24 protein-coding genes are annotated in these 24,723 nt (G+C 69.2%); 15 read left to right on the top strand and 9 right to left on the bottom strand.

Annotated features, from left to right (window positions below):
• Positions 1-43 precede the first annotated feature (43 nt).
• Positions 44-634 carry an isochorismatase family protein gene (locus ACZ1DY_RS22625; protein ID WP_465480737.1) on the top strand — a complete coding sequence of 197 codons (591 nt, stop codon included), beginning with the start codon at positions 44-46 and terminating at the stop codon, positions 632-634.
• A 272-nt stretch (positions 635-906) separates the two neighbouring features.
• Entirely contained in the window at positions 907-2,646 is a 1,740-nt protein-coding gene (locus ACZ1DY_RS22620; protein WP_257486547.1) for a pyruvate dehydrogenase, read from the top strand.
• A gap of 8 nt (positions 2,647-2,654) precedes the next feature.
• Here ACZ1DY_RS22620 and ACZ1DY_RS22615 read toward each other — a convergent pair whose 3' ends face one another.
• On the bottom strand, positions 2,655-3,230 hold the full coding sequence (locus ACZ1DY_RS22615) for a TetR/AcrR family transcriptional regulator (RefSeq protein ID WP_257486548.1): 576 nt from the start codon (positions 3,228-3,230) through the stop codon (positions 2,655-2,657).
• 223 nt (positions 3,231-3,453) lie between these two features.
• On the opposite strand from ACZ1DY_RS22615, the gene ACZ1DY_RS22610 reads away from it, so the two are divergent.
• The 4 genes from ACZ1DY_RS22610 (at position 3,454) to ACZ1DY_RS22595 (ending at position 7,331) form a co-directional block, all read left to right on the top strand.
• Positions 3,454-3,906 carry a (2Fe-2S)-binding protein gene (locus ACZ1DY_RS22610; RefSeq protein WP_192744218.1) on the top strand — a complete coding sequence of 151 codons (453 nt, stop codon included), beginning with the start codon at positions 3,454-3,456 and terminating at the stop codon, positions 3,904-3,906.
• A complete protein-coding gene (locus ACZ1DY_RS22605; RefSeq protein WP_465480736.1) occupies positions 3,893-4,855 on the top strand; it encodes an FAD binding domain-containing protein in 963 nt (320 codons plus the stop codon). The genes ACZ1DY_RS22610 and ACZ1DY_RS22605 overlap by 14 nt, the downstream gene beginning before the upstream one ends.
• A complete protein-coding gene (locus ACZ1DY_RS22600) occupies positions 4,852-7,026 on the top strand; it encodes a xanthine dehydrogenase family protein molybdopterin-binding subunit (protein WP_465480735.1) in 2,175 nt (724 codons plus the stop codon). Before ACZ1DY_RS22605 ends, ACZ1DY_RS22600 begins: the two co-directional genes overlap by 4 nt.
• A gap of 74 nt (positions 7,027-7,100) precedes the next feature.
• Positions 7,101-7,331, top strand: coding sequence for a hypothetical protein (locus ACZ1DY_RS22595; RefSeq protein WP_465480734.1), 231 nt, complete (start codon positions 7,101-7,103; stop codon positions 7,329-7,331).
• A 7-nt stretch (positions 7,332-7,338) separates the two neighbouring features.
• Here the strand turns inward: ACZ1DY_RS22595 and ACZ1DY_RS22590 are convergent, their stop codons facing one another.
• The 6 genes from ACZ1DY_RS22590 to ACZ1DY_RS22565 all read right to left on the bottom strand — a co-directional run bounded on the left by ACZ1DY_RS22590 (position 7,339) and on the right by ACZ1DY_RS22565 (position 12,383).
• Positions 7,339-8,271 (bottom strand): ornithine cyclodeaminase family protein, encoded by a 933-nt coding sequence (locus ACZ1DY_RS22590; RefSeq protein WP_257486551.1) that lies wholly within the window; start codon positions 8,269-8,271, stop codon positions 7,339-7,341.
• Positions 8,272-8,290: 19 nt separating this feature from the next.
• Positions 8,291-8,749: a DUF6389 family protein gene (locus ACZ1DY_RS22585; protein ID WP_465480733.1), complete on the bottom strand. Its 459-nt coding sequence runs from the start codon at positions 8,747-8,749 to the stop codon at positions 8,291-8,293.
• Between the two features lie 31 nt (positions 8,750-8,780).
• Positions 8,781-9,227 (bottom strand): GreA/GreB family elongation factor, encoded by a 447-nt coding sequence (locus tag ACZ1DY_RS22580; RefSeq protein WP_465480732.1) that lies wholly within the window; start codon positions 9,225-9,227, stop codon positions 8,781-8,783.
• A 90-nt stretch (positions 9,228-9,317) separates the two neighbouring features.
• Positions 9,318-9,488: a hypothetical protein gene (locus ACZ1DY_RS22575; RefSeq protein ID WP_170064556.1), complete on the bottom strand. Its 171-nt coding sequence runs from the start codon at positions 9,486-9,488 to the stop codon at positions 9,318-9,320.
• Entirely contained in the window at positions 9,488-10,750 is a 1,263-nt protein-coding gene (locus ACZ1DY_RS22570; protein ID WP_465480731.1) for an NAD(P)/FAD-dependent oxidoreductase, read from the bottom strand. The genes ACZ1DY_RS22575 and ACZ1DY_RS22570 overlap by 1 nt, the downstream gene beginning before the upstream one ends.
• Positions 10,751-10,859: 109 nt before the next feature.
• A complete protein-coding gene (locus tag ACZ1DY_RS22565) occupies positions 10,860-12,383 on the bottom strand; it encodes a PucR family transcriptional regulator (RefSeq protein WP_465480730.1) in 1,524 nt (507 codons plus the stop codon).
• Positions 12,384-12,557: 174 nt separating this feature from the next.
• On the opposite strand from ACZ1DY_RS22565, the gene ACZ1DY_RS22560 reads away from it, so the two are divergent.
• The 3 genes from ACZ1DY_RS22560 (at position 12,558) to ACZ1DY_RS22550 (ending at position 17,113) form a co-directional block, all read left to right on the top strand.
• Positions 12,558-14,126, top strand: a complete 1,569-nt coding sequence (locus ACZ1DY_RS22560; protein WP_465480729.1) for a discoidin domain-containing protein — start codon at positions 12,558-12,560, stop codon at positions 14,124-14,126.
• A 378-nt stretch (positions 14,127-14,504) separates the two neighbouring features.
• A complete protein-coding gene (locus ACZ1DY_RS22555; RefSeq protein WP_465480728.1) occupies positions 14,505-16,064 on the top strand; it encodes a discoidin domain-containing protein in 1,560 nt (519 codons plus the stop codon).
• Positions 16,065-16,081: 17 nt separating this feature from the next.
• A complete protein-coding gene (locus tag ACZ1DY_RS22550) occupies positions 16,082-17,113 on the top strand; it encodes a TolB family protein (protein WP_465480727.1) in 1,032 nt (343 codons plus the stop codon).
• On the opposite strand, the gene ACZ1DY_RS22545 is transcribed toward ACZ1DY_RS22550, so the two are convergent.
• Positions 17,094-18,083, bottom strand: a complete 990-nt coding sequence (locus tag ACZ1DY_RS22545; protein ID WP_465480726.1) for an Lrp/AsnC family transcriptional regulator — start codon at positions 18,081-18,083, stop codon at positions 17,094-17,096. The two genes, ACZ1DY_RS22550 and ACZ1DY_RS22545, sit on opposite strands and share 20 nt — an antisense overlap.
• Positions 18,084-18,242: 159 nt before the next feature.
• Here ACZ1DY_RS22545 and ACZ1DY_RS22540 point away from each other — a divergent pair, with 159 nt between their 5' ends.
• From ACZ1DY_RS22540 to ACZ1DY_RS22515, 6 genes are all read left to right on the top strand, one after another.
• The gene (locus tag ACZ1DY_RS22540) at positions 18,243-19,751 is read left to right on the top strand and encodes an AbgT family transporter (RefSeq protein ID WP_465485701.1); all 1,509 of its coding nucleotides are present in this window, start codon (positions 18,243-18,245) and stop codon (positions 19,749-19,751) included.
• A gap of 50 nt (positions 19,752-19,801) precedes the next feature.
• A complete protein-coding gene (locus ACZ1DY_RS22535) occupies positions 19,802-20,896 on the top strand; it encodes a M20 family metallopeptidase (RefSeq protein WP_465485700.1) in 1,095 nt (364 codons plus the stop codon).
• A gap of 91 nt (positions 20,897-20,987) precedes the next feature.
• On the top strand, positions 20,988-21,644 hold the full coding sequence (locus ACZ1DY_RS22530; RefSeq protein ID WP_465480725.1) for a phosphoribosyltransferase: 657 nt from the start codon (positions 20,988-20,990) through the stop codon (positions 21,642-21,644).
• A 73-nt stretch (positions 21,645-21,717) separates the two neighbouring features.
• The gene (locus ACZ1DY_RS22525; RefSeq protein WP_465480724.1) at positions 21,718-22,665 is read left to right on the top strand and encodes a universal stress protein; all 948 of its coding nucleotides are present in this window, start codon (positions 21,718-21,720) and stop codon (positions 22,663-22,665) included.
• A gap of 96 nt (positions 22,666-22,761) precedes the next feature.
• On the top strand, positions 22,762-23,703 hold the full coding sequence (locus ACZ1DY_RS22520; protein ID WP_465480723.1) for a glycoside hydrolase family 43 protein: 942 nt from the start codon (positions 22,762-22,764) through the stop codon (positions 23,701-23,703).
• 61 nt (positions 23,704-23,764) lie between these two features.
• Complete coding sequence (locus ACZ1DY_RS22515) at positions 23,765-23,998, top strand: DUF6480 family protein (protein ID WP_126733035.1); 234 nt, start codon at positions 23,765-23,767, stop codon at positions 23,996-23,998.
• Here the strand turns inward: ACZ1DY_RS22515 and ACZ1DY_RS22510 are convergent.
• A complete protein-coding gene (locus ACZ1DY_RS22510; RefSeq protein ID WP_257486563.1) occupies positions 23,985-24,713 on the bottom strand; it encodes a dienelactone hydrolase family protein in 729 nt (242 codons plus the stop codon). The genes ACZ1DY_RS22515 and ACZ1DY_RS22510 overlap by 14 nt on opposite strands.
• Between the last annotated feature and the right edge of the window lie 10 nt (positions 24,714-24,723).

Here is a 24,723-nt window from a genome sequence, read left to right as displayed (position 1 = left end):
CGATCATGGTAACCGTACCGACCGGAAAGCGAAGGAACACACGATGACCAGCACCACGCTCCGCGAAATCAGCACCTTGCCGACGACCCCCGCGACGCTCTCGGACGCGACCGTGATCCTCGTCGACTACCAGAACACCTACACCCGCGGCGTGATGGAACTCGACGGCTGGGAGGTGGCGCTCGACGAAGCGGCCACCTTGCTGGCGCGCGCTCGCGCCGAGGGTGCGACGGTCATCCACGTCATGCACGACGGCGGCGAGGGCAGCCCGTACGACCTCCGGCAGGACATCGGCCGCATCCACGAGCGTGTCACCCCCGGCCCTGGCGAGGAGGTCGTGGTGAAGACCGCGCCGAACTCCTTCGTCGGGACCCGCCTGGGGGAGCTGGTGGACGCCGCCGGGCACAAAGACGTCGTGGTGGCCGGGTTCATGACCCATATGTGCGTCACGTTCACCGCGGAAGGCGCGTTCCTGCGCGGGAACAACCCGACCGTTGTGGCCGCGGCCTGCGCCACACGCGCGCTCCCTTCCGTCGCCGGTCCGGTGACCGCCGCGGACCAGCACCGCGCGGCGCTCGCCACGATCGGTGATCTCTACGCGGTCGTCGTCGGTTCCTCGGCCGAGCTCGGCTAGAACGGGCGGTCCTTGATCGCCCCGCAACCCGAATCCACGTAGATACCTAAGGCGCCCTGGTTATTCGAGGGGTAAGGCAAAGGTGGCGTGGGTCGGTACAGGTGGTCGTGAGTGGCGTTTCGGGTTCTAACCCGAAACGCCACTCACGACCAGTGCCTTCAGCCTCGCCCACGAGCACGACACGTTTGACTTACCTCTCAATAGAACCTGCGAGGCGGGGGCCGGACGTGGATCATGAGGGTGTCCGCCGCCGAAGCATCGAAGGGGTCCCGATGGCCAAGCCCAACGTCGCCGAGCAGTTCGTCCAGGTCCTGGTGCAGGCCGGGGTGGAACGGATCTACGGCGTGGTCGGGGACAGCCTCAACCCCGTCGTCGACGCCATCCGCCGCACCCCGGGCATCGAGTGGGTCCATGTCCGCAACGAGGAGGCCGGTGCCTTCGCCGCGGCCGCCGAGGCCCAGCTGACCGGACGGCTCGCGGTGTGCGCGGGCAGCTGCGGCCCCGGCAACACCCATCTGGTGCAAGGGCTTTACGACGCGCACCGCACCGGCGCCCCGGTGCTCGCGCTCGCCTCGCACATCCCGTCCGGCCAGATCGGGACCGGGTTCTTCCAGGAGACCCATCCCGAGCGGCTGTTCGTCGACTGCAGCGGCTACTGCGAACAGATCAGCGGGCCCGCACAGATGCCGAGGGTGCTGCGGATCGCCATGCAGCACGCGGTGTCCCGCGGCGAGGTTTCGGTACTGGTGCTGCCCGGCGACGTCGCGCACCTCGACGCCGTCGCGCCCACCGGCACTGGGGCGCCGGTCACCGAGCACGGGACGATCGTGCCACCGGAACCTCAGGTGGCACGGCTCGCCGAGCTGATCAACGACGCCGAGACCGTCACCTTGTTCGCCGGTGCCGGGGTGCGCGGGGCGCACGCGGAGGTGATGGAGCTGGCCGGGACCGTGCAGGCACCGGTCGGGCACAGCCTGCGGGGCAAGGAATGGATCCAGTACGACAATCCCTACGACGTCGGGATGAGCGGGTTGCTCGGCTACGGCGCCTGCTACCGGGCCATGCACGACGCGGATCTACTGGTCCTGCTCGGCACCGATTTCCCTTACGACTCCTTCCTTCCCCAGGCGAGGACCGTGCAGATCGACCACGACGCGACCCGGCTCGGCCGGCGCACACCGCTGGAACTGGCGGTGCACGGCGACGTGCGGGAGACCCTGCGCGCCGTGCAGCCGCTCCTGCGGCGCAAGACCGACCGGACGTTCCTGGACCGCATGCTGCGTGATCACTGCAAAACACTGGAACAGGTCGTCGACGCCTACACCCGCAACGTCGAACGGCATGTGCCCATCCACCCGGAGTTCGCCGCGGATCTGCTCGACGAGCTCGCCGCGGACGACGCGATCTTCACCGTGGACACCGGCATGTGCAATGTCTGGGCGGCCAGGTATCTCACCCCCAACGGTCGGCGCCGGGTGATCGGGTCGTTCCTGCACGGCACGATGGCCAACGCGCTGCCGCACGCCATCGGCGCGCAGTTCGCCTATCCAGGTCGTCAGGTCGTGTCGATGTCCGGCGACGGAGGGCTGGGCATGCTGCTCGGCGAACTGCTCACCGTTGCCCTGCACGACCTTCCGGTCAAGATCGTGACGTTCAACAACTCCTCGCTGGGCATGGTGAAACTGGAGATGCTGGTGGACGGCCTGCCCGACTACCAGACCGACCACCGTCCGGTCGACTTCGCCGCCATCGCCAGTGGTGCGGGCCTGCGCGCCGAGCGGGTCACCGATCCGACCCGCCTGCGCGCGGCCCTCAAGGAAGCGCTGAGCCACGACGGGCCCGCACTTGTCGACGTCGTGACGGACCCGAACGCGCTGTCGGTCCCGCCGCATATCACCGCCGGTCAGCTCGGCGGGTTCGCCTTGGCCGCGAGCAAGGTCGTCCTCGAAGGCGGGGTCGGCCGGATGATCGACCTGGCCAGGGCCAACCTCCGGAACATTCCCCGGCCGTGACGCACGCGTCAGACCCGGCCGGTGCCCATTCCGTGCCACAGCAGGTCGAGCAGGTTCGCCACGTCGCGCCGCCATTCGCCTTTCGGGTCCAGGTACAGCAGTCCGCCCAGTCCACGTAGGACGGTCTCGGGCTCCAGGTCCGCCCGGACGGTGCCGGCGTCGACGTTGGCCCGCAGCAAGGTGGAGACCGCGCCGACCATGTCCTGATAGGCCCCGGCGGGCAGCTCGCCTCGTGAGGCGGTCGCGACGCGCAGTGCGTCGGCCAGGCCGCGTTTGGTCATCATGTAGTGCGCCAGGTGGTCGGTCGTCCAGACCCGGAACGCCTGCTCCGGCGGGTGCTTCTGGAGAAGGCTCGGCACGATCTCGACGAGCTGGCGCACCTCGCGCCGGTACACCGCCAGGATGAGGGCCTCCGGCGTGGGGAAGTGCCGGTAGACCGTGCCGACGCCGACCTCGGCCTGTTTCGCTATGGCGTTGAACGAAACCTCACCGGAACAGGCCAGCGACTTCGCCGCGGTGGCGAGGATGCGCTCGTGGTTGCGCCGGGTGTCCGCACGCCGGGGATTGACCGATCCCGTCGTCATCGTCCCTCCTGTCCACCGATCTGGTTCTCCGGTGAATGTAGCCGAGGAACCCGTCGCACCTGGAGCGACTCCAGCGCGGGTATCGACCTTGCCGAGCCGATGGTGTTCCGCTAACTTGAAATTCGAAGCGGATGAATATCCGTTTCGGCTATCGCGAACGGACTCCCACCACCTCAACCTACGCCGTCCGGGCCCGCCCGGACGATCTGCGGAAAGAGATCCAGTGGACATCTCACTCGAAGTCAACGGCAGGACGGAACATCTCGGTGTCGATCCCGGGGTGACCCTGCTGGACGCCCTGCGGGAGCGGCTCGCCGTCACAGGCCCGAAGAAGGGCTGCGACAGAGGACAGTGCGGCGCCTGCACGGTGCACGTCGGCGGGCGGCCGGTGCTCTCCTGCCTGACCTTGGCCGCCACCGTGAAGCAGCCGGTGACCACGGTCGAAGCACTGTCCACAGAGGACGGACTGCATCCGGTTCAGCAGGCGTTCGTCGATCAGGACGCCCTGCAGTGCGGATTCTGCACGTCCGGGCAGATCATGTCGGCCGTCGCCGCCGTCGAGCAAGGCGTCGAGGACGTCCGGGAGTTCATGTCCGGCAACCTCTGCCGCTGCGCGGCGTACCCGAACATCGTGGCCGCGGTCGAGCAGGCGAGGAGGGCCGATGCGTCCCTTTGAGCTGCTCGCCCCCGAGACCGTCGAAGACGCGGTCGGCTCGCCGGGCACGTTCTTGGCGGGCGGGACCAGCCTCGTCGACCTGATGAAACTCGAAGTCCTGACACCGCGGCAGGTGCTGGACATCAACGCGGTACCGCTGCGCGGCATCGACACCACCGACGGGCTCCGCTTCGGCGCGCTGGAGCGGATGGCCGACATCGCCGGACATCCCGGGGTGTACCCGGCGATCTCCCGTGCGCTGCTGCTCAGCGCCTCCCAGCAGATCCGGAACATGGCCAGCATCGGCGGAAACCTCATGCAGCGCACGCGCTGCTCGTACTTCCGCGACGTCGCCACGCCGTGCAACCGGCGAGTACCCGGCAGCGGCTGCCCGGCGATCTCCGGCGCCAACCGGATGCACGCCGTGCTGGGCACGAGTGATTCGTGCGTGGCGACCCACGCCAGCGACGTCGCCGTCGCACTGGTCGCCCTCGACGCGCGGCTCCGCCTGGTCAGCGAGACCGGGAGCCGCACCGTCGAGCTGGGCTCCTTCTACCGCACGCCCGGCGACACCCCCGAGGTCGAGAACGACCTGCGGCCCGGCGAACTGATCGCCGAGGTCGAGGTACCGCGGCTGGACTGGGCGTCGAACTCCACCTACGTCAAGGTGCGGGACAGGCAGTCCTACGAGTTCGCGCTGTGCTCCGCGGCGGTCGCGCTGCGGGTGGAGGACACCCGCGTCGTCGACGCCCGGGTCGCGGCCGGTGGAGTGGCCACGGTGCCGTGGCGGCTGCCGGCGGTCGAGGAGGCCCTGCGGGGCGCGCCCGCGACGGTCGCGTCCTTCGAAGACGCCGCGGCACTCGCCGCCGAGGGCGCGCGGCCGCTGTCCGGGAACGGCTTCAAGCCGTCGTTGCTGCGGCGGACCATCGTCCGCGCGCTACTCGAACTGACCGAGGGGAGCCACTCATGACCAGCCGGGTGGACGGGCCGCTGAAGGTCACCGGCCGGGCCGAGTACGGGGCGGACCACACCTTCCCCGGACTGGTCCACGGCTACGTCGTGCTCAGCACGATCGCCCATGGCGAGATCGACACGATGGACGTCACGGCGGCGAAGGGCGCACCCGGCGTGATCGGCGTGTACACGCCCTTCGATCCGCTGGAGCTGCGCACGCCGGCCACGCCGTTCCTGGGTGAGACCTGGGTTCCCTTGCAGGACAAGGAAGTCACCTACTACGGCCAGCCGATCGGCTTCGTGGTCGCCGAGACCTACGAGCAGGCGCGCGACGCGGCGATGCTGGTCGAGGTCTCCTATCTGACCAGGCCGGCCCTGACCTCCTTGGAGGACGGCCTTGCCTCGGCCGAAGAAGCCCCTGACGGGAGGGGCGGCCCATCGTCACTCGCGATCCTCGCCGAGGGCGTCGAGTCCATCGAGGACGCGCTCGCCGAGAGCCCGGTGGTCGTCGAAGCCACGTACACCACCGCGCCTCAGCACCACGCCGCGATGGAACCGCATTCCGCGGTCGCGGTGTGGGGGCCCGACGGCCTGACGGTCTACAGCGGCAACCAGGGTTCCGATATCCAGGCGGCGGAGCTGGCGATGGCCCTGGGCACGGAGCCGTCGGAGGTGCACGCGGTGAATCCCTTCGTCGGCGGTGCGTTCGGGGGCAAAGGCCGGACCGCCACCCCGGCGTTCCTCGCCGCGGCGGCCGCCAAGGTGCTGGGCAAACCGGTGAAGGCCGTGCTCAGCCGGGAGCAGGTCTTCACCGCGACCGCCGGCCGCGCCGGGACGGTACAGAAGATCGCCCTCGGCGCGGAACACGATGGCACGCTGAACGCGCTGCGGCACGACTCGTGGTGCGGCACGGATATGGACCGGTCGTTCGTCGAGCCGACGTCACACGGCACCTCGCGTGAGTGGTACGCCACCCGGAACCTGGCCATCAGCCAGAAGATGGTGCCGCTCAACCTCCCACCGACCACCTTCATGCGGGCGCCAGGCGAGGCACCGGGGTCTTTCGCGCTGGAGAGCGCGATCGACGAACTCGCGGTCGCGCTGGGCATGGACCCGATCGAGCTGCGGCAGCGGAACAATTCGACCGCTCCGCCCGGCAAGGATCTGCAATGGTCGAGCAAGCACCTCGACGAGTGTTTCCGCGTCGGCGCGGCCAGGTTCGGCTGGGCGGATCGCGCACCCCAGGGGCGTACGGACGGCGACTGGCTCGTCGGAATGGGCACGGCCACCGCCATGTTCCCCGCCCTGCGGTTCCCGGCCACGGTCGGGATCACCCTGCTGCCCGACGACACCGCCGTCGTCGCGACCAGCGGGGCGGACCCCGGGACGGGCCTGCTGACCGTGCTTTCCCTGGTGGGCGGGGAGTCTCTGGACATTCCGCCGGATCGGGTGGTGCCGCGGCTGGGCGACTCGAGCCTCCCGCCCGGAGGCATGTCCGGTGGTTCCACGGCGACCGCGAGCGTGAGCACGGCCATCATGATCGCCGCGGCCAAGGCGATCGACGAGCTGCTCGCACTGGCGTCCGCTCCCGGCGCGCCGTTCGAGGGTATGGAGGTCGCTTACGCGGACGGTAGCGTGCAGGCCGGGGAGCGGACGATGACCTTCGGCGAGCTGCTTCGGGCACTCGATCGTTCGTCGTTGTCCGTGACCGGTTCGTCGGCGCCCGGCGAGGAGCTGACGAAACATTCGTTCAGCTCGTTCGGCGCGCAGTTCTGCGAAGTCCGTGTGCACAAGTGGACGCGTGAGATCCGGGTGTCCCGCATGCTCGGGGTGTTCGACGCCGGCCGGATCATCAACCCGGCGGCGGCTCGGAGCCAGATCCTCGGCGGGATGATCTGGGGTGTTTCGGCCGCGCTGCACGAGGGGCTGGAGGTCGAGGAGAACGGCCGGTTCGCCAATGGTGACTTCGCGAGCTACCTGATCCCGGTGAACGCGGACATCCCCGAGGTCGACGTCCACTTCGTCGAGTACCCGGACACGCTGCACAACTCGGTGGGCGCGAAGGGGCTCGGCGAGATCGGCATCGTCGGGATGGCGGCGGCGGTCGCGAACGCCGTCCACAACGCCACCGGCATCCGGGTCCGGCACATCCCCATCCTGATCGAGGATCTCCTCGACGAGGCCTAGGAGGTCGTGGAGATTCGGGACACATGCCGTCCCGAATCTCCACGATCGAGCCTGCCGTACGGCATCATGCCGGCATGAGCGGCTTCGGCAAGTGGAATCTCGGCATCGGCGCGGTACTGATGGGCACGGCCGTGCTGTGCTCCGTGCTGGACCTGATCTCCGCCGCGGTGATCACCGGGATCCTCGGCCTGCTCGGTCTGTGCGTCGCGGGGTACGACCTGATCGACGGCTGGTCGGAACGCGCCGACCTGCGCCGCCGGGAGGCTCGCGTCCTCCGCGAACGTGAAGGTCGCCAAGACCGCTGAAGTGCCGCTACCGGGGCCCGCCCAGGCAGGTTCGAGCGAGCACACTGGCGATCGCCCAGTCCTGCATGGCCACTCCGACGGTCTTGAAGACCGTGCGGCCGTCCCGCTCTCCGGCTCCCTCGGTCAGCGCCGTGCCGAGCTCGATCAGGTCGTCCTCGTCGATGGCACCCGCCTCGATGGCGTGGATGATCTCTCCGGACTCTTCCAGGACCGCCTCGCGCTGGTCGACGACGACGGTCGCGTCGGCGAGCAGGTCGTCCGGAAGTTCCCGCATGGTGGGGCGGAAGGCGCCGATGGCGTTGACGTGCGCGTGCCCGGCCAGGGAGGCGAGTGAGAACAGCGGGGTGGTGGCCGTCGTGGCACAGCAGACGATGTCCGCGTCCCGGACGGCTTGATCGGCGTCGGCGACAGTGACGACGGTGCCGAGGTCCAACTCCGTGCCGAGGGCCTCGCCGAGCGCTTCGGCGCGTTCGAGTCCGCGGCTGACGATCCTGAGTTCGGTCAACGGCCGGACGGAGTGCACGGCGCGGATCTGATCGGCGGCCTGTCCGCCGGCACCGATGAGGGTGCAGGTCTTCGCGTCCGCCGGGGCCAGTAGGTCGGTCGCGACGCCGACGACGGCCCCCGTGCGGATGCGGGTCACCTCGGCGGCGTCGGCGACGAGATGCCGGCCGTGGCCGAGTTCGCTCCAGACGACGGTCCCGACGATGGCAGGCACCCGGTCGTCGAAATTGAGGCTCAGGGTTTTGATGGCCGCCGAGGCCGTCGGGCGGTGATGCGTCGACATCACCAGGAATCCGCCATCGCGCAACGCGGTCCGGGTCGGCATTTCGAACTCGCCACGGTGTAGTGCGAGAAAACCGTTCCGTACCGCGTCGATCGCGTCGGGCATGGACACGGCGGCACGGATCTCCTCCGGGCCGAGGGTGACGACGTCCATGAGACCTCCGGGTTTCTCGTCAGCTCAGTTCGAAGCCGGGCTCCACGACGAACGGTATCCGGGAGGCCTCGCCGTAGCCGTCCGGGGACGACACCGCCACCGGAATCGCCGGCGGCCGGTCGAACGTCCGGGTCCAGACCGAGTCGACCCATTCGGCGACCGTGTCCACGATGACGTCCGCCGAGCTCCCGCGCGGGAGCGGCGGCACGTCGGGCTCCCAGCCGGTTTCGTGATGGACGACGCCGAACAAGTGGCGGTGATCGTCGATCGGCTTGTTGAGCACGTAGGAATCCGGGCCGTCGAACCGGGCCCAGACGTCGAAGGTGCCCTCGCCGTCCTGGTCGGGGAAGACCTCGATCTCCAAGCTCTCGACACTGTCACCGATCGCCTCGCTGATCGTTCTCAGCCGCGTGGCGACGTCCTCGGTACGCGTGTCGAGGACGTCGCGAAGCCGGCGGCGGTACTCATCTTGGTCCACACAGGACAATCTACGGAAGCGAGGGCGAGCGTCAGTGCCCGGTTTCCCGATGGCGCCCGTAAGGCTTGGCGTCGAGAAGCGTGACGCGCACGGCCCCGCCGCTGGGTACGCGGTACTCCCGCCTCTCGCCGGGTTGCGCGCCGTGTAGCGCGCGGCCGAGCGGCGAATCGGGGGAGTAGACCTCGAGTTCGCCGTGGCCTGCCTCGTCCCGCGTGCCGAGCAGGAAGGTCTCGGTGTCGCCGTCGTCGTACCGGATGGTGAGCACCATGCCGGGCTCGGCGATCCCGTCGTCGGGAGGATCCTGTCCGACGACGGCGCCGCGCAGCATGTCCTCGATCTGCCGGATCCGTGCCTGCCGGTGGGTCTTGTGCGCGAATTCGTCGTCGCCGTACCGGTCGTCGGTGCCGGGGCGTCGCAACGTCGCGAGCTCGCGCACCAGCCGCTCGTGCGCTTCCTTGGTCAGCCAAGGGCCTGACATGGTGATGATCGCCTTTCGGTGGGTACGTCTGTGGGGGCCGGGCGCGGAAAGGACCCAGCCCCCACAGACCTTCGATGAGTCCCGCTTCGGTCAGCGGGTCTCGGGTTCACGAGACCGCCGCTGGAAGGCGCCCGCGTCGGTGGCGAATCCGATCGCGGCCTTCAGCAGCAGGTCCTTCTCCGCGCGCAGCAGCGCGTTCTCGGCGCGGAGCCGGTCCACTTCGGACTGTTCGTCGGCTGGGGTTCCGTTGTCCTGTGCCATCAGCGAAGGGGGTCGAAGGGACGCAGGGCCTCCGGCTGCTTGCCGGTGGTGATGTGCTCGGCAAGTAGCCGTCCGGTGATCGGACCGTGGGTCAGTCCCCACATCCCGTGCCCGCCCGCCACGTAGAGCCCGGGGGTGCTCGTCGCGCCGATCACGTGCCGCCCGTCGGTGGTGACCGGGCGAGAGCCGACCCACTCGTCGGTGCGCCGCTCCCAGTCCAGTCCGGTGAGGAAGGGCCGCGCCGACGCGATGATCGAGGCGATCCGGGCCGGATCCAGTGGTGCGTCCGGCTTCCGGAATTCCATCGTCCCGGCCACCCGGAGACCGCCCCGGTACGGCGTGCACGCCACGCGGATGTCCGGCAGGTACAGCGGGCCCGGCACCGGGCGGTCGGTCGGCACGGTGAAGGAGTAGCCGCGTCCAGCGCGGACAGGGACTTTGACTCCCCACTTCCGGCCCAGATCACCGAGCCAGGCCCCGGTCGCCAGCACGACCGCGTTGGCGTTCACCGTCTGGCCCGTCGTCGAGCGCACGCTCAGCGCGTGGCGGTACGCGCGCAGCGAAGCGACCTCGAATTTGTGGCGGATGGTGCCGCCCCGGCCGACCACCGCACGCGCGAGCGACTCGACGAACCGGCCCGGGTCCACGTAGCGCTGCCCGTCGATCCGCACGGCGGCGCCGAGCCGGGCCGTGGCCTGGGGAAACCGGTCGGCCAGTTCGGCCGCGGTGAGTCGTGTCCAGGAGATGTCCTGCCCGGTCTCACCGATGTGCCGCAGTTCGGTGATCAGCCCCGCGGCCTGGTCCGCGGTCTCGAACGCCGCCGTGATCGGCGCTTCGATGGTCGGCGCGTCCACCCCGTTCGCGGTGAGGACGTCGAAGGCCTCCAGGCACTCGTCGTTCAGCGGCGAGTTCGCCTCGACGGCGCGGGTCCACGAGCGTCCGGTGCAGTTCGCGGCGAAGCGGGCGAGGAACGACCACAGCCGCGGATCGGGGGACGGCGGGACGTGCAGCGGGGCCTGCCGGTCCAGCAGTGTCCGCAGTCCGTAGCGCAGGACGCCGGGTTCGTTGAGCGGGATCGCGAGGCCGGGGGAGAGCCAGCCGGCATTGCCCCACGACGCGCCCGCCGCGATGCCTTCGCGATCGAGCACGGTGACTCCGACGCCGCGTTCCTGCAGGAACCACGCGGTCGACAGGCCGACCACGCCGGCTCCGATCACGATCGCCGAACGCGGGCCGCCGTCGATCCGGTCGAGCTCGCCCATGAATTCCTCCGCTGCACGAGTGGTGCTGTCGCGGTCAGGATGGCTCGGATCCGGGCGGTGGAGATTGTCCGGTTCCGACAATCCGGGCGGGCCGGTTTGGCCGGAACGGTCAAGGGGCCGGTTCGGACACGGCCAGTTCGATGATCATCGCCAGCCGTTTCGCGGGCTGATCGAGGCGGAGTTCGGTCACCTCCGCCATCTTGCGGAGCCGGTAGCGGATCGTGTTGGGGTGCACTTCCAGCCGCTCGGCGGCCTCGGCGAGATCCCCCTGCGCTTCGAGCCAGGCGCGCAGCGTCGCGACGTAGCTGGTGGCGTTGGCGCTGTCGTGCCGTCGCAACTCGGTGATCGGCCCGCGCGCCGGTGCCCTGCCGGACGCCGCGGCGGCCCGCAGCCGTTGCACGAGGATGTCGTCCCAGGCCTCGTCGTAGGCGATCGCGGATTCCGTGCCCGGCCGCACGGCGTGCAACGCGAGGCATTCGTCGGCTTCCAGCCTGCTGGCGGGCAGTTCCGCCGACGTGGCACCCGCGCCGATCCCGGCCAGCATCGTCACCTGCCTGGGCAGCGCCTCGCGGATCGAACGCACCCATGCCCTGGCCGCCTCGACGTCGTCCCCCGGCAGGACCGTGTAGACGGTGTTGCTGAACAGCGTGCTGCGGCCCGGCCGTGACCAGCCGAAACCGGTCGTCGCCCGCTCGAACGCGAGCAGGAGCGCGGCGTGGCGCTCGTCGCCGATATGGGCCTGGAGCGCGATCACCCGGAACCGGCCGGGCGGCAGGCCGAGCCTGCTGAGCACGGCGGCCGCGTCGGGCGTTCCCTCCACCAGCCGGATCACGAGATCGGATTCGACCTGCCGCTCCAGGTCCGCGCTCGCCCGGGAGCGCAGGAGATGCAGGCCGACCGTGCGCGAACTGTCCCGCAGGACCGCTCGCCGGGCGTCGGTCAGCGGCCGGTCGCATTCCACCCAGATCGAGCCCAGCAGCTCCCGGCCAGCGCGGACGGCGACCACCATGCGTCCGGTCAGCCCGTGCTCGGGATCGGCGTCGACGAACAGGGGCTCGTCGGATTCCGCGAGATGCGCGAACACGCCCCGCCGTTCGAACAGCTCGCGGACCGGTTCCGGGACGCGCCTGCCGAGGATCGTCTCCAGCCGCGCCCGGTCGGCCAGGTGCTGACGGCTGGAGTAGGCAAGGACCCGGGAAAGCCGGTCCTCGATGGTCACCGCGCTGCCGAGCGCGTCCGCCAGGCTGTCGGCCAGCGCGAACAGATCGGTCGGCCCGCGGCCCGACTCGGTCTCGCGGCCTTCCAGCACGAGCCCGTAGACGACGCCGGCGAGCTGGCCCCAGGACACGTCCGGGTCCACCAGCAGCACGGCGACGGCGTCGCTCTCGGCGCGCTCGTCCGGCGCCGATCCGCGGACCAGGACGACCGAGGCGTGTGCCGCGACGGCGAGGTCGACGGCCGTCGCTATCGAGTCCGTCCCGACGGCGAGGAAGACGTCGCCGCGCAGTTCGCGGGGGTCCGCGGCGTCGTGCATCACCACGTCGCGCAAGGCCACCTCGCGCGACACCGGGCAGCACCACAGTCGCACCCCGTATCCACCCAGGACGTTCACGAGCCGATCCAGCGTCACCATGGCCGCGACCCTGCCATCAAATGGTGCCGGACACGACGCGTTCACCCGTTGACTGTGAGTTTAAGAACCTTTTACACTGCGGATCGTTAGGAAACTTACTTAACTAAAGCGACTCCGGCCGACCTCGCCGCCCACCGCCGGTACTCGCCGACTCCGCAACGTCGAGGAGTTCGCATGAAACGGAGAACACCCCTGGCCGGTGTCGCGGTGGCGACGCTGGCCCTGCTGGGGCAGACCTTGATCTCTTCGGGTACCGCGGCCCAAGCGGAAGCACTGCTGTCCGCGGGTAAGCCGACGACGACCTCGTCGGTCGAGGGCGCCGAGTTCGGGGGCGCCAACGCCGTCGACGGCAACGCCACGACCCGGTGGGCGAGCGAGGAGATGGTCGATCCGCAGTGGATCGCCGTCGACCTCGGCGCCACCTCGACCGTCACCAAGGTCAAACTGAACTGGGAAGTCGCCTACGCCAAGACCTACAAGATCCAGGGCTCGGCCGACGGCAGGACCTGGACCGACATCAAGTCCGTCGTCGGCGGCGACGGCGCTATCGACGAGCACCTCGGCCTCAACGCCACCGCGCGCCACATCCGGATCCACGGCACGGCTCGCGGCACGAGCTACGGCTACTCGTTGTGGGAGCTGGAGATCTACGGCGACCGCGTCGGCGGCGGGGACACGCAAGCGCCGACGGCGCCCACGGGTCTCGCCGCGAAAGCCACCACGACGGACAGCGTCACCCTCGGCTGGACCGCGTCCACCGACAACGTCGGGGTCACCGAGTACGAGGTGCTCCGCGACGGCAACGTCGTCGGGACCACGGCGACGACCACTTACACCGACAGCGGCCTGGCGTCCGGAGTGGAGTTCGGCTACTCCGTGCGAGCTCGGGACGCGGCGGGCAACGTCTCCGCGGCGAGCCCGGTGGTCAGGGCGGCGACCCAGCCCGGCGGCACCGGCCCCGTCACCCTCGCACTCGCGGGTGACATCGCCAACCCGGAGCTCTTCTCCACGCACCAAGGGACCGCGAACCAGGTCGCCAGGATCAACCCGAAGTACGTGCTGACCGTGGGCGACAACCAGTACCACAAGGGCACCATCTCCGAATACCGCTCCCACTACGACAAGACGTGGGGCAAGTTCAAGAGCATCACCAAACCCACGACGGGCAACCACGAATGGGACGACCAGCTCCGGGGCTACAAGGAGTACTTCGGCGCGATCGCGTATCCGCAGGGTTTGCCGTACTACAGCTACGACATCGGTGACTTCCACTTCGTCGCGATGGACTCGAACCCGATCTACACCGGCGGTGGTTCCGACCAGGTGACCTGGCTGCGCAACGACCTGGCGAAGAACACGAAGTCCTGCGTCATCGGGTATTGGCACCACCCGCGCTTCAACTCGGGGAACTCCGGGGACAAGAAGCAGATGGCGCCGCTGTGGAACGAGATGGCCAGGGCGAAGGCGGACATGGTGATCACCGGTCACGACCACCATTACGAGCGGACGAAGCCGCTGGACGTCAACGGTCACATCGACGAGGCCAACGGCGTGCGGTCGGTCATCGCCGGCATCGGTGGCGACTACCTCTACACGGACTACAAGGCTCGTGAAGGGGTGGAGAAGATCCTCGCCAAGCACGGGGTGATGAAGCTGATGCTGAACGGGAAGTCCTACTCCTGGGAAATCCACGACACCAACGGGAATGTGCTCGACAAGGCGGGTCCGTACACCTGTCGCTGACGGCCGTGGTCCGGTGCCGTACGCGGCACCGGACCCGGTTGTGAGTGGCGTTCGGGTCATTGGGAGGTAAGGCAAGGTGGCGTGATATCCGAGGCATGTCGCGAAAGCCACTTTCGCGACGCCTGATGTCCCGAAAGTGGCTTTCGCGACACAGCCGCCGCCGTGTGGTCCTGGACAGAAGCGATGTCCCGCCCCACAAGACACGCCGACCTTCGGCTCAAAGAAAACGCTCATTGCCACTCACGACCCCCGCGCAAAGTGTCCAAAACGGACACTACTGACCGGCCGCCGACTCACTCATCGGTAGCCGTTGGTCAAGACAAGACACATTGCTTGCCCCTCAACATGAACACGACGTAGGTCCAGCCAGGAGTACAGGTGAATCGATTGGTGAAGCCGGGCACCGCCGCGATCGCGGCGATCGTCCTGCTCGCGCAGCCCGTGACGGCTTCCGATGCCACGGCGGAATCCCTGCTGTCGGTCGGCAAGCGGACCACGACCTCGACCGTGGAGAGCGAGGGTTTCAACGGCGCGCTCGCCGTCGACGGCGATTCGACCACCCGCTGGGCAAGCCTGGAGGGCGATCCACAGTGGATCGCGGTCGATCTCGGCGGTCCGGCGGACATCAGCCGGATCAAGGTCTTCTGGGAATCCGCCCACGCGAAGGACTATCAGGTCCAAGCGTCGGACGACGGCCAGAACTGGCGGGACGTGAAGACCGTGGTGGGCAGCGACGGCGGCCTCGACGAGTTCACCGGGCTGAACACCTCCGCCAGGCACGTCCGGATCTTCGGCACCGCGCGGGCGACCGTGTACGGGTACTCGCTGTGGGAGCTGGAGGTCTACGGCGTCCGGACCGGTGACGGCGACATCCAGCCGCCGTCGGTGCCGACCGGGCTCCGGCAGGCGTCGTCCACCACCGAGAGCATCACGCTCGGCTGGACCGCGTCCACCGACGACGTGGGGGTGACGGAGTACGAGGTCCTGCGCAACGGCAACGTCATCGGCCGGTCCACGACGACTTCCTACACCGACACGTCCCTGGCGTCGGGTTTCGACTTCCAGTACGCGGTGCGGGCGCGGGACGCGGCGGGGAACCTGTCCGGATCGACCGCGCCGGTGAAGGCGTCCACCCGGCCGGCGGCGTCCGACGGCATCGTCATCGCGCTCGCCGGCGACATCGCCAAGGCCGAGCTGCCGTCCGAGCACCAGCGGACGGCGGAGCTGGTGCGCAAGATCAACCCCCGGTACGTGCTGACGGTCGGCGACAACCAATACGTCGACGGCACCATCGAGGAGTTCCGGACCTACTACGACAAGACCTGGGGCAGGTTCAAGAAGATCACCAAACCCACGCCGGGCAACCACGAGTGGAACAACGAGCTGGCGGGTTACAAACAGTACTTCGGGAAGATCGCGACACCGAAGGGGAAGCCGTACTACAGCTTCGACGTCGGCGCCTTCCATTTCGTCGCGCTCGATTCGGACCCGGTGTACAACGGCGGCGGCGCCGAGCAGGTGGCATGGCTGCGCAAGGATCTGGCGAAAACGAAGAAGTCCTGTATCGCCGGGTACTGGCACCATCCGCGTTTCAACTCCGGGAATTCCGGCGACGCGAAGAGCATCGCGCCGTTGTGGAACGAGCTGGCCAGGGCCAAGGCGGACGTCGTGTTCGCCGGGCACGATCACCATTACGAGCGGACGAAGCCGCTGGACGTCAACGGGCATGTCGACGAGGCGAACGGCGTGCGTTCGGTAATCGCCGGCATCGGCGGCGACAGCCTGTATCTCGATTACAAGGCCCGTGAAGGCGTCGAGAAGATCCTGGGCAAGCACGGCGTGATGAAGCTGGTGCTCAAGGGAAAGACCTATTCCTGGGAGATCATCGGCACCAACGGGGAACTGCTCGACAAAGCGGGCCCGTACACCTGCCGGTGACGAGGAAAGGGGACGGGGTGAAGCTCCCGGTGAAGTTCGTCGTGGCGCTGGCGGGTGTCGCGGCGCTCGCTGCCGCCTCGGTGGTGTACGTGGTGCAGGCCAAGGCGAACAGCCCCGAGCGGCGGACGGCCGACGCGGCGGTCGCGGTGGATTCCTCGGGGCCGGTCGTGCTGGGGGAGCCGGGGAGGTTGTTGTTCCGCAACGGTGCGCCGGGTCCGGGGTACGGCAACGTCGCGTCGGTCCCCGTCTTCGAACCCGGTGGTCCGCGGCGGATCAGTTCGCTCGGCTGCGAACGGTTCTACACCGCGGTGGACGGCGGGCTGTGTCTCGCGAAGGAACCCACACCACTCCCGGGCGCGGTCGCCAAATTCGTCGACTCCGCGCTCGGCGAGGTCAAACGCGTCGACGTCCCCGGCATCCCCAACCGCGCGAAACTCTCACCCGGCGGCCGGATGGGGAGCTGGACCACGTTCGTCACCGGTGACTCGTACTCGACACCCGGCACGTTCTCGACGCGCACGGCCATCATGGACCGCGAACGGAACGAGCTTTCGAGCAATATCGAGGGCATCCCGCTGCGGATCGGGGACGCGGTCCACCGGGGCGAGGACGTCAACTACTGGGGCGTCACGTTCGCCACCGACGAGCGGACGTTCTTCGCCACGGTCTCCACCGGTGGGCGGACCTATCTCGTGGAGGGCGACAACGAGGCGTGGAAGGCGCGCACCCTGCGGGAGAACGCGGAATGCCCGTCGTTGTCACCGGACGGCACGAAACTCGCGTTCAAGAAACGCGTGTCCGACGGCGACGTCCGGCCATGGCGGGAGCATGTGCTGGACCTGACCACCATGCGGGAGACCCCGCTCGCGGAGGCGCGCAGCATCGACGATCAGGTGGTCTGGCTCGATAACGACACGATCGCCTACGGCCTGCCGCGCGCGGACGGCAAGGAGAGCGACATCTGGTCCGTGCCCGCCGACGGCACCGGAGCGCCGCGTCTGCTGGTTCCCCTGGCGTCGTCGCCGTCGGTCACGACGACTCGTCGATGACGGCGAATCTCCCGTCTTCCCGGTACAACCAGTACCGGCGCAGCATGCGCAACACCACGGAGACCTGCAGTGCGGTGATCCCGGGCAAGGGGGCGAGGTCCCTGGTGAGGAAGTCGGCCATCTCGTCCTCGTTCCGGAACACGCCCTGGTGGATGACCGAAGCGGTGCCGGCGACGATCGACACGTACCGCGCCGACGGATGCCGCGCCAGTTCCGCGGCCACGGCCTGGATGGCGCCCGGGGTGATGGTCAGCGCGATGACCGCCTCCAGTTCGTAGCCGAGCTGCGCTGGTTCCACCTCGACGCGTGGCCGGACGATGCCGCGCCGCAACGTCGACTGGATCAGCCGGTAGGCGGTGGACTGGCTGAGGCTGAGGCTCCGGCCCGCTTCGGCCGCGGTGATCCGCCCGTTCCCGGCAAGCAGCCCGATGAGCCGCCGCTCGTCGGCGCCCACCTCGTCGGCGTCGAATCCGTCCGGTACCACCTGATCGCGGGACAAGATCTTCTGCTGGTCTTCGCTCAGCCGGTGCAGTCGCCACGAGTCCGCCCTGGTCAGCGCCCGCAGCACCAGCTCCGAATGGGTCCCAGCCACACCCGGTACGCCGGGGATGCGCTCGGCGAGCAGCTCGCGTGCCTCGGCCCGGTCCGGAACGTGCACGGCCAGGTAGACGTCCGACCGGCCCGCTGTCTCCGCCGCGAGCTGGACCTCGGGAAACCGCGCGAGCGCCTTCGCCGCCGAGCCGGACGCGCCCGGTTCGGTCGTGACCCAGACGTGCCGCGGGTTCCCGCGCGCCCTCGCCGTCCACTCGACCTGGCCGATCACCTTGAGGATCCGCTGTTCCTCGAGGCGGATCAGCCGCCGTCCCACCGTGCTGGCGGAGACGTCGAGCGCCTCGGCGAGCGTGGCGACCGAGGCACGCGGGGCGATCTGGAGCGCCGCGATCAGGTCCAGCTCGGGTTCGGTCAGCATATGGTGAATGTATCAGTCATCTGCCTCTCCCAAGTGACTGATCCGTGCGGAATCGAGTTCAGGGTTGCACTATTCGGTCGCTTGAGTTTGTAATGGGCCTCCGATCAGGAAGGAGCCGCGCCGGTGAGTTCCAGCCAGGCCAGAACGACCTCACGTCCGATGAACCTCCTGCTGCGCGCGCTCGACGGCGTCGAGCGGCTCGGCAACAAGCTGCCGCACCCGTTCTGGCTCTTCGTCATCCTGAGCGGAGTGCTGGCGCTGGCCAGTTGGGGACTCAGCGCGGCTGACGTGTCGGCGGTGAACCCGGCAACGGGCAAGACCGTCGAGGCGAAGAACCTGTTGTCCGCCGACGGCGTGCGGATGATGGTGACCGACGCGGTCAAGAGTTACACGTCGTTCCCGCCGCTTGGCACGATCCTCGTGGTGATGCTCGGCGTGGCGGTCGCCGAGCGCTCAGGTCTGCTCGCGGCCGTGCTGCGGTCCGGTGTTTCGAAGGTCTCACCGCGATGGGTGACCTTCGCGCTGGCGTTCACCGGCATGGTGTCCCACGTCGCGTCGGACGCGGCCTATGTGGTGCTGATCCCCTTGGGGGCCTTGGCTTTCCGCGCGGTGGGACGGAGCCCGATCCTCGGCATCGTGGTCGCGTTCGTGTCCATCTCCGCCGGGTACGACGCCAGCCCGCTGATCACGCCGACCGACGCCATCCTGTCCGGGCTGACCACGGCGGCTGCCCAGACGATCGATCCGGCCTATTCGGTCACCCCGCTGGCCAACTACTTCTTCTCGCTCGCCTCGTCGATCGTGCTGGCCGCCGTGATCACGCTCGTGACCGAGAAGGTCCTCGCGCGGCGCGCCGAGGCGATGCCCGTCGACGACGACGCGGAGGAGGACGATCTCGGCTCGCTCCAGCTCAGCCGTCAGGAACGGCGTGGCCTGCTCGCCGCACTCATCGCGCTGGTCGTCTTCGTGGTCGCCCTGGTGCTTGCGGTGCTGCCCGCCTCGTCACCCTTGCGTGGCAAGGGCGGAAGCATCATCGAGTCACCGTTGCTGACGTCTATCTCGATCTTCCTCGCGCTCGGCTTCCTGGCCGCGGGCTGGGCGTACGGCAAGGTCGCCGGGACGGTGACCAGCAGCCGCGACATCCCGGGGTTCATGGCGCACGGATTCCGCGAGATGGCGCCGATCCTGGTGCTGTTCTTCGCCATCTCCCAGTTCCTTGCCTACTTCAAGTGGACCGGTATCGGTGAGATCACCGCGATCAACGGCGCCGGCCTGCTCAAATCCGCCGGCGTGTCCGGGCCGGTCGTCATGCTGGGCATCCTCGTCGTGGTGACCCTGGTGAACCTGATCGTCACCAGCGGCTCGGCCCAGTGGGCGCTGATCGGCCCGGTGTTCGTGCCGATGCTGATGTTGCTGGACATCCCGCCGGAGACCACGCAGGCGCTGTACCGCATCGCGGACTCGTGCACGAACGCGATCACCCCGATGAGCCCGTACTTCGTGATGGCGCTGGGGTTCCTGCAGCGCTACCGGCGTTCGGCGGGGATCGGGACGCTGTTCTCGATGACGGTCCCGCTCTCGTTCGCCCTGCTGGTGGTGTGGACGTTGCTGTTCTTCGTGTTCTGGGTGTTCGGCATCCCGCTCGGCCCCGGCGCCCCCGTTCGGTAGAAAGGATTCTCTTGTCACACACGGAATGGTCCCGCCAGGCACTGCCGGCCATGCTCGACGATCTGCGGACGATCGTCGAACTGGAGACGCACAGCTACGACAAGCCGATGCTGGACAAAGGCATCGACACCATCCGGGCCTGGGTCTTCGACCGCCTCGGCGAGCCCGCTACCGAAGCCCGCCACACCGACACGGTCCGCGGCGACGTGCTGGAACTGGGCTATGCGGGGACAGCGCCGGGAACGGTACTGCTGCTGAGTCACTACGACACGGTGTGGCCGACCGGCACGCTCGCGGGCTGGCCGTACACCGACGAGGACGGCCACGTCACCGGGCCGGGCGCGTTCGACATGAAACTCGGTCTGGTGCAGTCGGTCTGGGCCCTGCGAGGCCTCCGCGAGCTCGGCCTTCCGCATCCGTCGGTCAAGTTCCTCTTCAACGGCGACGAGGAGATCGGCAGCCCCCACTCACGGCCGTACATCGAAGCGGCCAGTGAAGGCGCGCTGGCCACCCTCGTCTTCGAGGCATCGCTCGACGGCAAGCTGAAGACCGCACGCAAAGGGGTGGGCCTGTTCGACGTGACCGCCACCGGCGTCGAAGCCCATGCGGGCCTGGACCCGTACGCGGGTGCGAGCGCGATCCACGCCCTCGCCGAGATCGTCGGACAGCTGGCGTCCGCGGGCTCACGCGAGCTCGGGACCACGGTCAACGTCGGCACCATCTCCGGCGGCACCGGTCGTAACGTCACCGCGGGCGGCGCGAGCTGCGGCGTCGACGTCCGCGTCGCCGAACCGTCCGAAATGGACCGGATCGACAAGGTGTTCGCCGGTCTGGAAACCACCGATCCTCGTGTGAGTATCTCGGTCGAAGGGGAGTGGAACCGACCTCCGATGACGCCGAACGACCCGTCACGGGCGCTGTTCGCGACCGCGCGGAAGGTGGCCGCCGACGAGGGCTGGCAGCTGGAGGAGACCGCGGTGGGAGGGGCGAGTGACGGCAACTTCGTCTCCGCGCTGGGCCGCCCGGTGCTCGACGGGCTCGGCGCCGTCGGAGGAGGCGCCCACGCGCGCGATGAACACATCCTCGTGCGGCACATCCCGGAACGGACGGCGCTGGCGATCGGGCTGATCTCGGCACTCGCCTGACGAGCGGGTTTGCCCGGCCCGCTCTCGGGTACGCCCTGGGTAGGAGGTGTTCGATGCCTGCCGCCCCGGCTTCGGAGGGCAGGCCGAGGTCATGTCTTCAGCCACGTATCGCGCGTTCGCCGACCGGCGGATGGCGGGCCGGCAGCTGGCCCGCGCGATCGGACGGCCCGATTGGCCCGATCCGCTGGTGCTCGGCCTGGCGAGGGGCGGTGTGCCGGTCGCCGCCGAAGTCGCGCGCGAACTCGGCGCGCCGCTGGGGGTGGCCGTGTCCCGCAAGATCGGCGCGCCCGGCCACCCGGAGTTCGGGGTGGGCGCGGTGACGGCGGACGGGCCGCCCTACTACGACATGGACACACTGCGCAGGCTCGGGCTGAGACCGGCCGACCTGGAGCAGACGTGCGAAGCCGAGCGAGCGGAGGCGCGCCGCCGGCTCGACCGCTATCACGGTGGCCGGGTCGCGGTCGCGGCTCGCGGCCGTGACATCCTGCTGGTGGACGACGGGCTCGCCACCGGTGTCACGGCGACGGCCGCGCTGCGCGCCCTGCGCCGGGCGGAGCCCCGCCGGTTGGTGTTCGCCACCCCCGTGTGCGCCGTGCGGGCACCCGAGATGCTGCGCGACGAGGCGGACGACGTCCTCTGCCTGGTCGAACCGGAGCAGTTCAGAGCGGTCGGCCAGTGGTACCAGGATTTCTCGCAGACCAGCGACGAGGAAGTCGTCGCGCTGCTCCAGGCGGCCGCGTCTTCTTGAGCGAGGTTTCGGCGACCCGCGAACGTGGTATTCATGGCGATGTCGCCGTCGCTCGGACAGGACGTGAACAGTGATGACATCACCGGAATCCACAATGGACAAGGGAGCGGTCGTCGCGGGTTACGACGGCTCGGAAGAAGCACGGAGGGCCGTGCGCTGGGCCGCGGGGGAGGCCGCCGCCCGCGGCCGCGGGCTGGTCGTCGCCCACGTCGTCGGGTTCCCGCCCGTACCCGAGGCGCTCCCGGGTGGCGGTGCGTGGCCGCGTCCGGGGTTCCTCGAAGCGGGCCAGGAAACGGCGCAGCGGCACGCCGAGGCCATGCTCGGTGACATCGCCCAGGACTGCCGCCGAGCCTGGCCGGGGCTGGCCGTCTCGACGCGGCTGTTGTCCGGTCGCGCGCCCGACGAGCTGGCCCGCGCCGCGGAGAACGCGGAGCTGCTGGTCATCGGGTCGTCGGGGCTCACCGCGCTGCCCAGGCTCCTGGTCGGCTCGACGGCCAACGAACTCCTGCACGACTATCACCGGCCCATCGTGGTCGTGCGCGCCGGTGACGTACCGGCGGAGGGAAACGTCGTGGTCGGTGTCGACGGGTCCGAGACCAGCAGGGAAGCCATCGGGTTCGCCTACGACTTCGCCGACCGGCACGACCGCGCGCTGGTGGCCCTGCACGTCTGGTCCGATCTCCCGCTCGAAGCCATGGCGGTGACGCCTACCGAGCACGACAGGGAGCTCATCGAGGAACGGGGAAAGCCCCTGCTCGACGAATCGCTCGCCGGATATCGGGAACGGTATCCCGACGTTCCCGTCCATCGGGTGATCGCGGTCGACCGGCCCGCCCACGCGCTGGCGGAGCAAGCGGAGGGTGCCGCGCTGCTCGTCGTCGGCAGTCACGGACGCGGGCCGCTGCGCCGTGCTCTGCTGGGCTCGGTCAGCCGTGCCATGGTCCACCACGCGCCGTGTCCCGTCGCCGTGGTCCGTCACCACAAGGAAGGCCACACCGGCTACCCGAAGACGCGCGGATGAATCCCGCATCACCGGGTGAACGACCGAATACACGCTTCCCGGTGGCATGGCGCCGGCGACACTGCAGGCCGCGTCGTCCCGTCCACAGAATCGGTCATGAAGTTCATGTACTGCCTTGTGACCCTCGCCGTGGTGATGGCGTCGACACTCGTCACCTCGCCTCCGGCCTCCGCCATCGGCACGCCGAGACTGCTCATCGGACAGGACTTCCCGGATCCCGACATCGTCAAGACCGACTCCGGCTACCTCGCCTTCTCCACGAGCACCGGCGCGACGAAAATGCCGTACGCGCACGCTCCGGCACCGGAAGGTCCGTGGCGGATGGCTGGGGACGCGCTCGCGGCCGCACCCAAATGGGCGAAGCCTGACGGCGGGTTCTGGGCTCCCGATGTGACCCGGCTTTCCGACGGTACGTTCCTGCTCTACTTCTCGGCGGCGGTGGCTCCCGGCGGGGAGATGTGCATCGGCGTCGCGACCGCCTCGAAGGCCGAAGGGCCGTACACACCTGCCGGAGACGGTCCACTGATCTGCGTCCCCGGCGACGGCGGCGACATCGACCCGCAGACCTTTGTGGACACCGACGGCTCGCGGTACCTGCTCTACAAGAGCGACGGCGCGGCCATCGGTCCTCCGGCCGCGATCTGGTCGCAGAAAATGCGCGCCGATGGACGCACACCGGACGGTCCGCGGATCGAGCTGCTGCGCGCCGATCTCGCGTCGGAGAACGCCGTCGTCGAGGCACCGTCGGTGGTGAAGACGCCGGGCAAGTACCTGCTGTTCTACTCCGCCGACACGTACCAGAGCTCCGGCTACCACACGGGCTATGCCTCCGCGCCCTCGCTGAGCGGACCGTTCGTGAAAGCCGGTGCGCCGTTCCTGTCCACCGATCTGCTCGGCGGCAAGGTCGACGCACCGGGTGGGGCCGACGTCGTCGACGGGCATATCCACTTCCATGGCTGGCTCGGCGGTGGCCGCACCGCCCGCGGGATGTTCCAGCTGCCCATCACGTTCCCGAACGACGTTCCCCAGCTCGGCTGACAGGGTTTCGTCGCCGTCGATCGGGTACCCGAGCGGGAGACCGACCGAAGGAGCACCGGCGATGACAGCGCAGCCGCCCGACCCGGAACCTGAGAAAACCCGCCGCGAACCAGGAGGCGGCGTTTCACCGGGCGCCACGCCGCCCGATTCGGCTCAGACCTCCGGGCTCTCGCACCCGCAGCCGATGCCCTCCAAGGCGATGCCGATCGCCTGGCTGATCTTCATCGGCGTGATCGTCGTCCTGGCGAGCGGGTTCGTCGTCGCGCTGGCGCTGGGATGGCTCAAGCTGGGCTGACCACCGGCACGCATTCGGCGAGCAGCTCGACGACGTCGTGCCACGCCCGGTCCGCGTGCCGCGGGTGGTAGCCGACGCCCGGCAGCACCACTTGATCCACCGGCGGGTGGTGGAAGGCGTGCTGCGCGCCGCCGTAGACCACGAGCCGCCAGTCGACGCCGGCCTCCTGCATTTCGGTGGTGAACGCCTCCCGTTGCGCGGGCGGCATGATCGGGTCTTCCGAGCCGACCCCGGCCCAGACCGGGCAACGGATACGTGCCGCTTCGCCCGGACGGCCCGTGGTCACCGCGTTGATCGTGCCGATCGCGCGCAGGTCGACGCCGTCCCGGCCGAGCTCCAGGGCGATCGCGCCACCCGTGCCGTATCCGATGGCGGCGATCCGGCTCGGGTCCGTCCGCGGCTCCGACCGCAGCACGTCGAGGGCCGCGTGGCCGATCTCCCGCATCCGGTCCGGATCGGCGAGCAGGGGCATCACGTACGCCAGCATCTCTTCGGGGTCCGAGAACCAGCGCCCGCCGTTGAAATCGAAGGCCAGCGCCACGTACCCCAACTCGGCGAGGGCGTCGGCCCGGCGACGCTGGAAATCGTTCAGTCCCGTCCCTTCCGGCCCGATCAGGACCGCGGGACGGCGGTCGGTACCGGAGGGGAGCGCCAGGCGCCCGACCATCGTCAGTCCGTCCGCGGGGTACTCGACCGTGCGTGTGGTGACCGGCATGGAACGGACT

The organism is Amycolatopsis sp. PSD-21 (genome assembly GCF_055561455.1).
This window is presented reverse-complemented; position numbering and strand designations above follow the sequence as displayed.